The organism is uncultured Rikenella sp. (assembly GCF_948810725.1).
GTDB lineage: Bacteria > Bacteroidota > Bacteroidia > Bacteroidales > Rikenellaceae > Rikenella.
Genome location: NZ_CAQIVA010000006.1, coordinates 87,878 through 99,904, shown reverse-complemented (window position 1 = coordinate 99,904; position 12,027 = coordinate 87,878). Strand labels below are relative to the sequence as shown.

Below are 12,027 nucleotides of genomic sequence, written 5' to 3'. Positions count from 1 at the left end.
CTCTGGCTATCGTAAGATAACCAGAGGCTTTTTTATTCAAGAACCTCTCCTGCGACCCCGCAATTGGGCGAAAGTCCCTTTTTATTTTTACCGCCAGACTTTGGGGCTTTCCATGCCTTGATCGTGATAACCAAGCCTTATTCTTCAAGAGGCCTTTCCTCCGACATCGCAAACCTGCCTCCTTACGAACCTTTTACACTTACCATAAATTCGGGAGGAAAAAGGTGTAAATTTGTACGGTTTTTGATAGAAATACGATGAAATTCAAACCTACCACTATTATGTTCAAAAAAGCATTTTACGCATTGTGTTTTCTCCTGCCTCTGGCAGGCTGGCAAACCGTTCAGGCACAGGATTATCGGACAGCCGTCAGTGTAAATCTCGGAGCCGATATGGGCTTCGGACTGAAGCATTTTCTCGGAGCACGCAACGCTATCGAGGCCCAGTTCGGTTACAATATCCCGTGTAAAGGGGTGATGCTCTCGGCCGTCTATCAGTACCATGTGCCCCTGACCAAAGGATTGCAACTCTATGCCGGCGGCGGGTTGAACATCGGAGTGCTTCACTTGGGCAAGCATCAGAGCTCGGATTTTGCGATCGGGTTGGATCCGACCGTCGGTTTCGAGTACAAATTCGCTCAGGCACCGATTGCACTGGCTGTGGACTATAAACCCAATATCAACTTTACACCCCATTCTCAGTGGGATTTGGCCGCCTTTAAGGTGCGGTACACTTTCTGACAGAGATACAAGCAATAAAAAGGGAGGACGGTCGCGATATGACCGTCCTCCCTTTGTGTTTACAGAGATCCTATGCAACCTTATTGCCCGATCATCTCCGGATCGACGATCTCGTGAGTGCGGATATCGACGAAAACAGGCGTCGTTTCCATCCCTTTCGAGGTCAGGGCGGCATCTACGCGGATGATCCGGTCGCTGATACGCGAGTATTCGCGAATCTCGTTTTTGTAGACATCCATTTTGACCACTGCTTGTTTGGTGAGATCCGACACCCAGAAGCTCTCGTCAGTCACTCTGTGGATGCGAGCCGCCTGAGAAAAGGCAAAACCCTTGATCGATTTGATCGGATTGTTCCATTGTTTCGCCGCCCGATCGTAAATGTTGATGCCATTATTATCCCCCGTGAAGTACATCCGTTCGGCAGTAGATGCGAAAGTTTTCGGTTTGAACGGCAACTCTTCCATCGTCTGGTCGGCCAGGTCGATCACCGTCCCGTTCTTCATCTCGTCGTTGACCAGAGTCGGATCGAGCACTCGAAGCCGTTTGCCTTCGTAATCCGTCAGCAACAGTTTGCCCTCCGCATTGGACTCCATGTACTGCGAATTAAAGCCGTTATTATGGGCTCCGAAAGTACCGGCTCCGGCTTGCTTGTAGCGGTTGATTTTTCCGGCCTTTTCCGGTACAGCGTCGCTCTCTTTGTAAACGCTCACGGTGCCGTTCTTGTCGCGGGTGAAGATCAGTCCGTCTTTCACCGCCATAGCCTGTGTCTGGAATACCGGTCCGCTCCAGCTTCCGTTCCCAATGCTGACGATGTAGTTCAGGTCGGGCAGGTCGAAAACGTGGATGTAGGACTGACGTTCATTGACATACAGCCGTGTGTCGGTCACGACGATCGCATCGATATTGCTGGTGAATTTCTGTTCCTTGCCGTTTGCCGTCCACGAGGCGAGGGTACGGAACGGCCGGTTGTTCTTCAGGTCGTAGAGAATCAGACTCGACCCTTCTGCGATGTTGGCCACGAAGAGCGTGTCGCCCCGGTGTGCCACCGTGTAGGGCGTGAATTTTCCGGCCTCCAGCCCCATGCTTTCGTTGTTCAGCAGGGTGCCGGCTTCATAGGAGTAGTACCAGTAGCTGGTATAATTATCGCTGTTGGTATCCGGATCGACTGGGTCGCTGTTCTCCGAACACTGTACCGACAGAAGACTGCAGCAGGCGATCCACAGGATATGATGAAGATTGAATTTCATGTTTTTTCGATTTTTAATCAGGGGTAGGTCTCTCTCGCTCTATTGCAACTGGCTCATCGGGATGGCGTAGAGCTTCATGCCGCCTTTGATTCGGTCGATGATGAAGAGCGTTTTGCGCCGGATGCAGAACTTTTCGGGTGCCTGCAACGTGATTCCGCCGATGGTGGTGTAGTTCTTCAAAATGGTTCCCGTTTTCGGATCGACTTCGCAGAACTTCTCGTCGCCGTTCGAGCTGACGAACAGTTGTTTGCCGTAGAAATCCAGGGCATACGGAGAGTTCTTGTAAGCGATGTTACCCGAGCGTTTGAGCTCTTTGTACTCGCGCACCTGCGAGAGGTCGAACAGGTCGATTCGTTTGGCGGGATGGGTGGCATAGAGGATGCCGCTCGTGGTGTCCACCGCCATGCCGTAGGTTCCGTTCGTCTCGCCGAGCGCTTCCGAGCGGGCATAGACCAACAGTTGTTCCTGCCGATCGGACAGCGACTCTTCGGCCACCACCAGGCAGCGTTTGTCGTGGATCAACATCAGGCCGTTGTACACCACGATGTCGAATGCGTGGACGGTTTGTCCGGCTCCGGTACCCCATTTCCCGTTCCCGAGACAGGCGATGAAATGTTGGTCTTCGGCGTCGAACACTTCGGTGCGGCTGCCGGTATGGGTGACATAGATTTTGCCGTTGACCCGTGTCACGCCGTTCGGTTCGCCGAGGAAGCGTTCGGTCGTCCCTTCGCCCCGCGTCCACTCCCGAATGCTCTTCAGGTGCGAGATCGCGCCGTCTTTGATGTCGAAAATTTCGACGCTGTAATTGTCTTTAGCGTCGTTTACGATGAACAACGAGTCGTTGTACACATAGACGTCTTTGGGCTGGAAAGTGGCGGCTGTAGCGCCCGGAACAGCCGTGTGATCCAGCGTGAAGGAGACGGCTTCGCCGTTTTCGCCTTTCAGGTCGTTTTCGCCTTTATAGATCAGCCCCCCGTCGATTTCGTCGAGTTCCGGGTCTTCGATGATGTGTTTCGACGAGCGGTAGTATCCGCCGCCGGGCAGATAGGCGGTTTTGGAGCGGCGGCTGTGCAGGAATCGACGCGAGTAGACCGGGAGTTTCTTTGCGATCCCCAGCTCTTCGTAAACTTTGCCGCACAAGGAAGTCCATCCCGGTCCGGTTTGTTCGTAGGTCATATTACCGGCATGGCCGTAGCCCAGACAGTGGGCATATTCGTGGAAGATGGTCTCGGTAATGCTGGCGTCGTCCGGATATTGTTCGAAGTAGACGGATTCGTGCATCCCGAATGTCTCTCCGCCGCCGAGTCCCATGACGCCGGTGGTATGACCGAAAACCAGAGCACGATGCTCGTTCGCTTTTTTCAACACGAAGTCTTTGTCCACAACGGTTTTGTTGTTATCCGAGTGCAGCGGCCCCCAGTTTTGCAGCGCCGAGGCGAATTCCGGACTCGAATACATGTAGGCCATGTTCAGGGCCATAGCCACCGCTTCCCGTGCGTGGCAGGCGTGTAACGGGTAGGCCCAGTTGGAGTTATTCGGCTGATAATAGCGGCCGAATCCGATATACCGGTGGCATTTGATGGCCTGGAGGGTTTTGTAGTACGGCGCATCGCATTCGACTTCGAAGCTGAGGTTGCTGCCGGCCAGATGCGGGTTGGCCATGATTTGGATCTTTTTGCCGCTGCGGGTGTAGGCCGTTATGTTTTCGGTCGCGAAGGGCAGTTTGACCCGCAATTGCTGGAATGGCATGAGTCTTTCCAGCACCAACAGTTTGATCTGTTCGTCGTAGCCATCGATCTTTGCCCAGACCGTCACATTGGGGAGGGAACGCGGGCTGTAGAACCGGAGCTGGAAATTATGCTCGTCGTCGAGGGTCATCTGGATCGTCTGGTCGGTGTAGAAATTCCGATCGGGATTGTCCAGAAACAGCTCCGAAGGTTCGTCGTCGTTGAACATGTAGTAGGTGTTTTCGGCGTTGTAATCCGATCGGGTCATGTACACCGGAAACTGGTTCGGCGCATTCACGCCGGAATCGGTCAGCAATTTGTTCTCTTTCTTACAGCCGATTAGTAGCAATGCGCTGAAAACCAGTAGGCTGTAAAGGCCTGCAAGAAAAGTTTTTCTCATAGTGCGTTTGTTTGAATGGCGATTGTTTTACGTCTGTTTCGTAGAAATCGCCCGCGAAGATAGGCGGTTAAACAAAAAAAAAAAAACGCACTTTGAGTTTTGTAAATATTAGTCTTTCTGTCGAGGGGTCGAACTGTTTTGTAATCAGGTAGAAAACAAAAAAGCCCTTCTGCCGGGCCTCCCTCGCGAGACGAGGGGCCGAGCAGAAGGGCAGGCCGAAAGAGGGGAGGGCTTGTGGATAAAAAAACGCCGTTCACTGAATAAGGAACGGCGTGATGGGTAGGTATCGGAAAGGAGCGTTTAGTCGCTGTCGATTTCGTCTTCCGGAAGCGGGAGCTCGTACTTGGTGTCGATAATCTCCTTGTCCGGGAAGAAGAAGGAGGCTTCCCAAGCCGCATTTTCGTCGCTGTCCGATGCGTGAATGGCGTTCCGGGTCTTCGAAGCGGCGAATTTTTTGCGGATAGTCCCTTCGGCAGCCAGCTCCGGATTGGTCTTGCCGATCAGTTCGCGGAACTCGGCCACGGCATCCTGCGACCCCTCTTTTTCGAGCACTGCGGCTACGATCGGCCCGGAGGTCATGAAGAGGTAGAGGTTCCGGAAAAAGGGCCGTCCTTTGTGTACGTAATAGAATTTTTCGGCGTCCGAGCGGCTGAGGTAGGTCATCTTCAGCGCGATGATCCGAAAACCTGCCTTTTCGATCATGGTCAGGATTTCACCGATGTGGTTCCCCCCCACCGAATCCGGCTTTATGATGGTAAAGGTTCTCTGTCCCATAAGGTATTGAGGTGTTGATGGGTGAATAATTTCGGATAAAGATAGCAATTATTTCGGACGAATGAAATTCGGCGGTCGGCACGGTGGAAAAACGGGGCGCGCGGCGGCGGAGAGAAAAAAGAGGCGACGCGTATCACTCGTCGCCCTCGAATGTGTTTCGGGCGGCCGTATATCCTTCCCATTTGGTGATACAGGCGGCGAAGTCGGCCGGATATTCCGATTCGAAATAGACCTCCTGGCGCGATTCCGGGTGTACGAATCCCAGACTCAGCGCATGCAGTCCGTGGCGTGGCATTGCGGCGAAGCAGTTTTCGACGAACTGTTTGTATTTGCTGAAGGTGGTGCCTTTCAGAATTCGGTCGCCGCCGTAACGTTCGTCGTTGAAGAGCGGGTGGCCGATCGACTCCATGTGTACCCGGATCTGGTGTGTCCGTCCGGTTTCGAGCCGGCATTCGACGAGGGTGACATATCCGAACCGTTTCAAGACCCGATAGTGGGTCACGGCGTGTTTCCCCACCGGCCCGTCGGGCGGAAAGACGGCCATGCGCATTCGGTCGGTGGTGCTGCGGGCGATGTTTCCCACGATCGTCCCTTCGTCTTCGTCGAAGTTGCCCCACACCAATGCGTGATAGATGCGTCGAATGGTGTGGTCGTAGAATTGCCGGGCCAGAAAGGCGTGTGTCCGCTCGTCTTTCGCCACGACCAGGAGTCCGGAGGTGTTTTTGTCGATCCGGTGGACGAGTCCGGCCCGCATGTCGCCCTGTTCGAAGAGCGGAAGGCCCCGCAGGTGAAAGGTGAGGGCGTTGACCAAGGTGCCGGTATAGTTTCCGTGTCCCGGGTGTACGACCATTCCGGCGGCTTTGTTGACGACGATCAGGCGGTTGTCTTCGTAGACGATGTCGAGCGGAATGTCTTCGGCAATGATCTCCAGTTCGCGCGGCGGGTAGGGCAGCACGATCGATATCCGGTCGAGGGGTTTGACTTTGTAGCTCGATTTGGCGGGTTGCCCGTTGACGAGGATGTTGCCGGCATCGGCTGCGGCCTGAATGCGGTTCCGGGAGGTGTTTTCGAGCCGGGTGGCCAGAAATTTGTCGAGCCGCAGCAGTCCTTGCCCCTTGTCGGCCACGACGTTGAAGTGTTCGAAGAGTTCGTCTTCGCGTTCGTCGCCGAATTCGCTGATGTCGTCGGTGTCGAGGGTCGTCGGTTCGCCGACGGCAAGGGGTTTGTCCGGCTTTGTCATCGGTGGGTTACTCTTTTTCCCGGTCATTATCGGCACTCTCTTCTTCGTCTACGGCATATCGCCGGGTCGCTGCGTCCGAGCTTTTGGAGGACGATGCGATCTTTTGTGTATCCAAGGTCAGCCACAGCGAGACTTTCCCGCCGTAGTCCGTCCGGCTCTGCTGGTTGGGTTCCTGTCGATAGACGCGGGCGTCTTCGGTGTCGTTGGTTCCGATTCCGGAGTCGAATTTGATGTTGCCGACGTTCAGTCCGACTTCCCACAGCCGACTCTTGGCTTCGCGCAAGGTGAGTCCGATGACTTTCGGAATCCGGGGCAGGGGCGAGGAGTGGTTGACGCCGACCACGAGGGTGATGCCGGATCCGAGTTCCGCTTTGGTGCGCGAGTCGTGGGTGATCGATCGGCCTTTGTAGAGCTCGTCGAGGACGTTGTTGGTGGCCATGTCGGATCGGTAGACGAGTCGCTCGATCTCGAATCCTTTGGTTTCGAGCATGTTTTTGGCCTGTCGCAAGGAGTAGCCGGTCACGTACGGAATCACGTCGGTTCTGGGCCGGAAGGCGTTGACGGTCAGGAATACGCGCCGCCCTTTCTTGACGCCCATCCCGGGTTTCGGGCTCTGGTCGAGGATCTGGCCGGGCTTCTGCTTCGGCATGTAGAGGGAGTCGATGATCTCCAAGCGCAAGGCTCCCTGTTCGCTCATTTTTCGTGCTTCGTCGAAGGTGTGCCCGATCATGGTCGGCACGATGATCCGTTGCCCGTGACGGGTGTAGATGTTCAGAACGAGGTTGACGACGAAATAGAGGATGATGCCGATACAGAGGGCCATCACGATATTCCGCAGGATGATGTTCCGGCGGATGGTGTCGAGCATGCGGGCGAGCACGGGGGGTAATTGTGTCTTGCGGGGGTTCCGGGGGGCGCCGTTGCGGCGAGGGGTAGGGGGAAAGGGTGTCGGTGACATAACGCACAAAGTTACATTTTTTATTTGTTCGTTTATCGGTTCTTTGTGCCGCATGGAACTGCCGCTTTCTTGTAAGAAAGCGGCGCAAAGAACTTTTGCAGAGGTCGTCCCGGTGGGCCGACCACGTGTTTTCTCCGCCTTGTTTCGTTGGGCTGTGATTTTCCTGGTGGGCGCGCTTAAAGGTAGTTCGCCACATAATAGCGCGCCACACCGGAAAATCCAGCCCAACCCAAGGGCAGACACGGCCAGAGCATCCCGCAGGGATGCGCTCTGAAGTTTTTTTGGTTCTTTTTGTTCACAACCGACGCTGCCAGCGAGGGCAATGCAAACGTAGTTTGCCAATTGCCGAGCGGCGAGGAGGAAAACGAGCGGAGCGAAGTTAAAAAGAACAGTATCAGCCGGGGCAAATACGGATATTCGAACGAAATAAAAAGATTAATGTTTGACCGGTCGGTAGAACGTGTCTCGTTCCACCGGTTCGAATCCCGCTGCCCGCACCAAATTTTCCATTCGTTCCGTCGAGAGCCGCGGTCGTTGATCCTCCGCCCCCGCCATCGAATAGATTTTGGTCGTGTCGTCGATGGTGCCGTCGATGTCGTCCGCGCCGAACGAGAGCGCCAGCTCCGTCGCTCCGATTCCCAGCATCGGCCAGTAAGCCTTGATGTGCGGGATGTTGTCCAGGTAGAGCCGTGAGAGCGCCATCATCTTCATATCCTCCGGCAGCGAGACCTCGCCCACCGCCGACATGGAGTTGTGCAGGTTTCTGTATTTCAGCGGGATGAAAGCATCGAATCCATGAGTCCGATCCTGTAGCTCCCGCAGCCGGCGCAGGTGATCGATGCGGTGTTCATAGCTCTCGATGTGCCCGTAGAGAATCGTGCAATTGGTGGAGATGCCCAAGCCGTGCGCCGCTTCATGCGTGGCGAGCCACTCTTCCGCCGTCGGTTTTTCGGGGCAGATCCGTTCCCGAATTTCCGGTGCGAAGATCTCGGCTCCGCCGCCCGGAATCGCCTCCATGCCTGCCTCTTTGAGCCGTTGCAGTCCTTCGGCGAGCGTGAGCCCCGCTTTGGAGATGATGTAGTGCAGTTCCACCGCCGTGTAGGCCTTGACCGCTACGTGGGGCAGCTGCTTTTTCACCCGCCGGATCATCTCGCAGTAGTAGTCCAAATCGTGCTCCGGATGTACCCCGCCCACGATGTGCACCTCCGTAATCGGTTCTCCGCGCCGTTCGGCGGCCAGTCGTTCCACCGCGTCGAGATCGTGGTACCAGGCATCCGGTTCGCCCGCTCCGCGCCGATAGGAGCAAAAGCGGCAGCGGAATACGCAGATGTTGGTCGGTTCGATGTGGATATTCCGATTGTAATAGACCTCGTTGCCCGATACTTGCCGTTTGCGGGCCACGGCGAGGGTGCCCAACAAGGCGATGGGCGCTTGGCGCATCAGGGTGAGCGCTTCGTCGTCGGTGAGGCGGTGGCCTGTCGCCGGATTTTCCGGGTTCAGCAGCGCTGTGGCGATCTGTTCGACTTCGGGTGCGAGGTGCAGGTGGTGAAGCAGCGGAGTATTCATGGCACTAATCAAGGAGAGACGGAGTGGAGGGTTCCTACAAAAAAGCCTCCTTATCCCGCTCCGGAGGGGAAAAGAAGGCTCGACGGGCCTTGAAGATCAAAAAGCCCCCGTATCGAATGGAAGGTGTATAACCTATGCCTGACGGAATTCGTCCGAAACGGTCAGTTTCTTACGCCCCTTGGCCCGCCGTGCCGCCAGCACGCGCCGTCCGTTCGGAGTAGACATACGTTCACGGAAACCGTGTTTGTTGACGCGTTTCCGTTGCGAAGGTTGGAAAGTCCTTTTCATGATTATCTTCTATTTTCTTGATTTACAACGCGGTTTGCCGACACGAGGCCGGAATTGCAGGGCAAAGATACGCTTTTTCCCGGTTCCTGCAAACAGCCCTGTTGCCGAAGCGCCTATTTTTTAGGCAGGACGAGTACTTTCTTGGTCTGGAAAAAGTCGCCGTCGAACCAGGTGGAGACCGGAAGCTGTTCGGTTCGTCGTCCCGCGGCGGCGATCTCTTCGTCCAAATCGCCCCCTTTCAGATAGATAATGCCGTAGATCGTCCGTCCCCAGGTCCAGCCGACGAAGGTACGCAGGTCGGTCACGGCGCGGCTCACGACCCAGTCGAACCGGCTGCGGCCGCCGTCCAGCTGTTCGACGCGGCTGTGTTCGGCCCGTACGTTGTCGAGCCCCAGCGCCGTGGCGATCTCCTGTACGACGCGTATCTTTTTGCCGATGGAGTCGACGAGTGTGAACTGGACGTCGGGATAGAAAACGGCCAGCGGAATTCCCGGAAAGCCGCCGCCGCAGCCCACATCCAGAACGGTCTCGCCGGGTACGATCAGCCCGGTGCGGGCGATGGCGAGCGAGTGGAGGATATGGTGTTCCTCGATCTGGTCGATGTCTTTGCGCGAGACGACGTTGATCCGGGCGTTCCACTCGCGGTAGAGGTCGGGCATGGCGGCGAACTGTTCGCGCTGCCGCGGGGTGAGGTCGGGAAAGTAGCGGTCGATGAGTGACATGCGTGTGGGGTCAGAGCAGTTTCCGGTCGGTAATCAGTGTGCAGAGCTTTTCGCGGGCCCGGTGTATCCGGGTTTTGACGGTGCCGATCGGCAGGGCGAGCTGTTCGGCGATCTCTTCGTAGGAGTATTCGTGGACGAAGCGCAGTTCGATCATCGTGCGGTAGTGGGCCGGAAGTTCCTCCATCAGGGAGTCGAGCTGGCGGCTGTTCTGGTGCGAGATGATCCGCTCTTCGGGGTTCGGGGTGTCGCACGGCGGGTTGATGCGGCCGTGCCGCTCGCCGTCGGGCTCGTCGATCGAGAGGGTGTTGCCTGCCGACCGTCTCCGCCGGGCGTAGTCGATGCACAGGTTCCGGGCAATGGTGTAGATCCACTGTCCGAAGGTGTAGGCCGGATTGTATCGCGAGAGGTTGAAGTAGGCTTTTACGTAGCTCTCCTGCAAGATGTCTTCGGCGTCGCGTTCGTCGGTGCATTTGGCGAGCACGGCGGCCCGGAGCGTATGCCGGTAGCGTTCGAAGAGGGTTTCGTAACAGGTGGCGTCGCCGGCCAGCGTGCGTTCGATCAGCTCCTGGTCGCTCGGCAGCGGTAGGGTCATATCCATAAGCGCTGGCTGGGTCTGAGTCGGCGTCCGATCCAGTGGAACAGTTCGCCGACGGGTGCGCAAAAGTCGTGCGCGATGTAAGCCCACAGGATGCGCCGTTCGCCCACCCGCCGGGCAATCATCCGGACGGTGGCGAGCATCGCGAGCTCCCGCAGGGCGAAGAGGCCGACGCCTGCGATCCACAGCACCGGCGGCAGCAGCACGCCGAGGGCGATCGTCGCGGCGATCAGCAAGGCGCGGGTCAGCAGTTCGAAAAAGACGGTCGCCCTGACCCGCCCCGGGTAGAGGTCGAATCCGGCGCCGCGGTAGCGTTGTTCGGCCCGCCACCAGCGTATCCCGCCCCACTGGAACTGGCGCATGGTGGCTCCGGGGTTGAGCATGACGCTGGTGCGCCGTGCGCAGACGGGGGCGACTTTCTGGACGAAGAGGTCGTCTTCGCCGAGGGTCATCCGCAGGTGGGTGTAGCCTTTGTTGCCGAAAAAGAGGCGTTTGGTGTAGCCGATGTTGTTGTATATCCCGCGGTAGACGTGCCCGCGGATGGCTGCGTTGAGGTAGCGGATCGAGGTGGTGAGCCGCTGGCACCGCATGATTTTGTTGGCGATGCCCGGTCGGCGTTGGATGCCGGTGTAGCCGACGACCAACTGGCCGCCGTTGAATCCCCGCGCCATGATCGACAGCCACTTGTCCGACGAGGGTATCGAGTCGGCGTCGGTGAAGATGATGTTGTCGTACCGCGCGGCCTTGATGCCGACGGTGAGGGCCAGTTTCTTGCTGTGCCGGAAGACGGGGTCGGCCTTGATGGTGGTGAATCGCAGGTGGGGGTATTGGGCCTGCATCATGACGAGTTCGTCGGTGAGGTCGATTTCCGACCCGTCGTCCACGACGACGACTTCGTAGTTCGGGTGTTTCTGGGTGAGGAGTTTCGGCAGGTGTTCGGTCACGTACTCCGGGTCGTCGGCCACGACCACGACGACCGAAACGGGCGGTGTGCCGGCCCCTTCGGGTTCGCGCAGGCTGTGCCAGTGGGTGGCCACGCGGCCGTAGCGTAACCAGTAGACGAGCTGGACGATGGCGCAGAGAGCAAGCAGCAGTGTGAGGTAGATTTGATAGGGAGGATATTGGTCGATAAACTCTTTCATGCGCAGTCGGGAGAAAGATATATTATAGAGTATCCGCCGGAGCGGCTCCGCAAATATACGATAAAAAATCGGGGGAAAAGGTGTGTTTTACACCGACGAGTTCCGTTCGAGTTCCAGGAGCTGGATTTTGCGTTGAATCCCTGCGCTGTAGCCGGTGAGCGAGCCGTCGGAGCCGATGACGCGGTGGCAGGGAACAAGGATCGGCAACCGGTTTCGTCCGTTGGCGTTGGCCACGGCGCGCACAGCAGCGGGCCGCCCGATCATGGCGGCCTCTTCGGCGTAGGAGCAGGTGTGACCGTACGGAATCCGTAACAAGGCCGACCAGACCTGGAGTTGGAACGGGGTGCCGAGCAGGTGGAGGGGTACGTCGAATCGGGTGCGTCTCCCGGCGAAATACTCCGAAATCTCTTGTCGCAGCCGGTCGAGATGGGGATGGGGCTCATCCCGTATCTCGACTCCCTGCGGCAGGTGCTTGAATAGGTCGTTTACGCCGCGTTCGAGGTGTGCCCCTTCGGCGAATTCGAACAGGGCGATGCCCTGTTCGGAGGCGATGGCGATCATCGTGCCGAGCGGGGTGTCGACGGGCTGGCGGTAGAGCTTCGGTTCCGAGCGCATCGGGTGTCGAGCG

Annotated in this window: 12 protein-coding genes; 1 reads left to right on the top strand and 11 read right to left on the bottom strand. The window is 57.1% G+C overall.

Going from position 1 to position 12,027, the window contains the following annotated elements; genetic code table 11:
* The first annotated feature begins 257 nt into the window (after positions 1-257).
* Positions 258-740 (top strand): hypothetical protein, encoded by a 483-nt coding sequence (locus Q9S52_RS04240; protein WP_304708270.1) that lies wholly within the window; start codon positions 258-260, stop codon positions 738-740.
* 80 nt (positions 741-820) lie between these two features.
* On the opposite strand, the gene Q9S52_RS04235 is transcribed toward Q9S52_RS04240, so the two are convergent.
* The 11 genes from Q9S52_RS04235 to Q9S52_RS04185 all read right to left on the bottom strand — a co-directional run bounded on the left by Q9S52_RS04235 (position 821) and on the right by Q9S52_RS04185 (position 12,014).
* Positions 821-1,987 carry a quinoprotein amine dehydrogenase gene (locus tag Q9S52_RS04235; RefSeq protein WP_304708269.1) on the bottom strand — a complete coding sequence of 389 codons (1,167 nt, stop codon included), beginning with the start codon at positions 1,985-1,987 and terminating at the stop codon, positions 821-823.
* Between the two features lie 39 nt (positions 1,988-2,026).
* Entirely contained in the window at positions 2,027-4,114 is a 2,088-nt protein-coding gene (locus Q9S52_RS04230) for a hypothetical protein (RefSeq protein WP_300726062.1), read from the bottom strand.
* Between the two features lie 300 nt (positions 4,115-4,414).
* On the bottom strand, positions 4,415-4,888 hold the full coding sequence (ndk, locus tag Q9S52_RS04225; RefSeq protein ID WP_294594181.1) for a nucleoside-diphosphate kinase: 474 nt from the start codon (positions 4,886-4,888) through the stop codon (positions 4,415-4,417).
* Positions 4,889-5,021: 133 nt separating this feature from the next.
* A complete protein-coding gene (locus tag Q9S52_RS04220; RefSeq protein WP_304708268.1) occupies positions 5,022-6,128 on the bottom strand; it encodes an RluA family pseudouridine synthase in 1,107 nt (368 codons plus the stop codon).
* A 7-nt stretch (positions 6,129-6,135) separates the two neighbouring features.
* Positions 6,136-7,086, bottom strand: coding sequence for a PASTA domain-containing protein (locus Q9S52_RS04215; RefSeq protein WP_300726055.1), 951 nt, complete (start codon positions 7,084-7,086; stop codon positions 6,136-6,138).
* 435 nt (positions 7,087-7,521) lie between these two features.
* Positions 7,522-8,652 carry a CofH family radical SAM protein gene (locus tag Q9S52_RS04210; RefSeq protein ID WP_304708267.1) on the bottom strand — a complete coding sequence of 377 codons (1,131 nt, stop codon included), beginning with the start codon at positions 8,650-8,652 and terminating at the stop codon, positions 7,522-7,524.
* Positions 8,653-8,784: 132 nt separating this feature from the next.
* The gene (gene rpmH / locus Q9S52_RS04205; protein WP_027290172.1) at positions 8,785-8,940 is read right to left on the bottom strand and encodes a 50S ribosomal protein L34; all 156 of its coding nucleotides are present in this window, start codon (positions 8,938-8,940) and stop codon (positions 8,785-8,787) included.
* Between the two features lie 113 nt (positions 8,941-9,053).
* The gene (gene rsmG / locus Q9S52_RS04200; protein ID WP_294592723.1) at positions 9,054-9,662 is read right to left on the bottom strand and encodes a 16S rRNA (guanine(527)-N(7))-methyltransferase RsmG; all 609 of its coding nucleotides are present in this window, start codon (positions 9,660-9,662) and stop codon (positions 9,054-9,056) included.
* A gap of 10 nt (positions 9,663-9,672) precedes the next feature.
* A complete protein-coding gene (locus Q9S52_RS04195) occupies positions 9,673-10,260 on the bottom strand; it encodes an RNA polymerase sigma factor (protein ID WP_300726048.1) in 588 nt (195 codons plus the stop codon).
* On the bottom strand, positions 10,251-11,399 hold the full coding sequence (locus Q9S52_RS04190; RefSeq protein WP_304708266.1) for a glycosyltransferase: 1,149 nt from the start codon (positions 11,397-11,399) through the stop codon (positions 10,251-10,253). Before Q9S52_RS04190 ends, Q9S52_RS04195 begins: the two co-directional genes overlap by 10 nt.
* 87 nt (positions 11,400-11,486) lie before the next feature.
* Positions 11,487-12,014, bottom strand: coding sequence for a methylated-DNA--[protein]-cysteine S-methyltransferase (locus tag Q9S52_RS04185; RefSeq protein WP_304708265.1), 528 nt, complete (start codon positions 12,012-12,014; stop codon positions 11,487-11,489).
* Between the last annotated feature and the right edge of the window lie 13 nt (positions 12,015-12,027).